Genomic DNA, 1231 nt, shown 5'->3' with positions numbered 1-1231 from the left:
CGAAAGACAACCTCCTTCGGCTCAAATTTGCTGAAGCAGTACGGACACACAATATCGTAGAACAACGGTCTTGGCTCCGGCTCCGGTTTTTTCTTGAATATATCAAAAATGCCCATCCTATGTTCCTCCCTTTAAACCTCTAGCTTACTCCGGACCTTGACGAGTTCTTCTCTCGTCATACGGCTAGTCCGGAATGTCTATTTATACACCAATTCGTACAACGATCCGTACCTCTTCCCGTCCGTAAAAAACAACCGCACATAATCGTTCTTCGCCACCTCGATAGCAGGCAAGGCATTGCGTCCGGCCACAAAGTCCGTCACGAACGGGTACATGATCCCGTCCTCCTTATTGGCTGGATTTGCGCCTTGCTTCTTCACATAACATAGCGCTTCCTTCGGAACCGGTACTTCAGCTATCACCTGAATCTCAATCGACTTGTAGGGCTGCAGCCAGCGACTCTTCTCGCGAATGGAGTATACCAGCTTAGCTTTACCGGTACTAAAGTGAATACGGTTGGACTGGTCCGACTGGATCAGTAACGTCTGCTCCCCGTCTTCTGGCGATAATGCGTACACCGTGTAGGCCATCTGACCAATGCCGTCCACGCGATCCTTATAACCGTTATTGGCTTTAAATTCATCACGCGTGTACAACCGCAGCCGCTTGGGATCCGGGCTCCCGGACGATACGAATCCTTCGTTATTCAATTCGCGATGTATATATACCGCTTGTAAACCTGGCGGCCAATGCCACCGAAGGGTACAATTGCCCTCATCTACCTGATAACTGAGCCCCTGAATAATCAAATCTCCGGGCTCTGCCTGTCTAAACTGCATCATGTTACATGCCTCCCGATTAGAATCCTCGGCTTGAATCGTGTGGACGCTGTCTCGTACCGGATTGACCCGGTCGCTGCGCAAGATGCTGACTATATAGTTTGCTGTTCTCCTTCACAGGAATCACCGCCGTGAACATAGCCAGTACGCCCGCCAGAATCAGACAGGCCAGCAGACGAACAAGTGCATCCCTGACTTCCCCCCCGGCCAAGCCGTACTCCAGCACAAGCCCGGCAAGCATGCCCGATACCGCCCCGCCGACGCTAAAGCTCAACGCGAGATGACGATTATCAAATACGAGACCCAGTGATAAGCCCATCGCAGTTCCGATCAAGAGCAACGCGATAATTCTGCCAATCTGGTAGTAAAGGCTATTTGCCGTTGCACCAGTT

1 protein-coding gene and 1 pseudogene are annotated in these 1231 nt (G+C 51.3%); both read right to left on the bottom strand.

All coding sequences use genetic code 11. The annotated features are described in order from the left end of the window. Positions 1–197: 197 nt before the first annotated feature. The gene (locus ACFRAK_RS27580) at positions 198–842 is read right to left on the bottom strand and encodes a beta-mannanase (RefSeq protein ID WP_394572972.1); all 645 of its coding nucleotides are present in this window, start codon (positions 840–842) and stop codon (positions 198–200) included. 16 nt (positions 843–858) lie between these two features. Beyond that, positions 859–1231 (bottom strand): annotated as a pseudogene (locus ACFRAK_RS27575) (vWA domain-containing protein); the annotation flags it as partial.

The organism is Peribacillus sp. NPDC056705, from assembly GCF_043656335.1.
The sequence above is the reverse complement of the archived record's forward strand: the minus strand, read 5'-3'. Positions and strand labels throughout refer to the sequence as shown.

Coding starts and splice junctions, on each gene's coding strand:
- ACFRAK_RS27580 (WP_394572972.1), bottom strand. CDS start 842: ATGATGCAGTTTAGACAGGCAGAGCCCGGAGATTTGATTATTCAGGGG.